At 35.3% G+C, this 269-nt stretch carries 1 pseudogene; it reads left to right on the forward strand.

Annotated features, from left to right (window positions below):
- Positions 1 to 269, forward strand: a pseudogene (locus C1G53_RS12955) (serine protease); the annotation flags it as partial.

Consider the following 269-nt stretch of genomic DNA (forward strand, 5'->3'; position numbering starts at 1 on the left):
ACAAAAGCTGTAGAGAAAGTACAAAATGCTGTTGTGTCTGTTATTAATTACCAAAAATCAGCCAACAATAGTCTTGGTGTTATCTTTGGAAATATTGAATCATCTGACGAACTAGCTGTTGCTGGAGAGGGGTCTGGGGTTATCTATAAAAAATATGGTCAATATGCCTATATTGTGACAAATACGCATGTTATTAATAACGCAGAAAAGATTGATATCCTTTTAGCATCTGGAGAAAAAATTAGCGGTGAACTTGTTGGTTCCGATAC

Source organism: Streptococcus suis, assembly GCF_002960445.1.
Taxonomy (GTDB): domain Bacteria; phylum Bacillota; class Bacilli; order Lactobacillales; family Streptococcaceae; genus Streptococcus; species Streptococcus hyiners.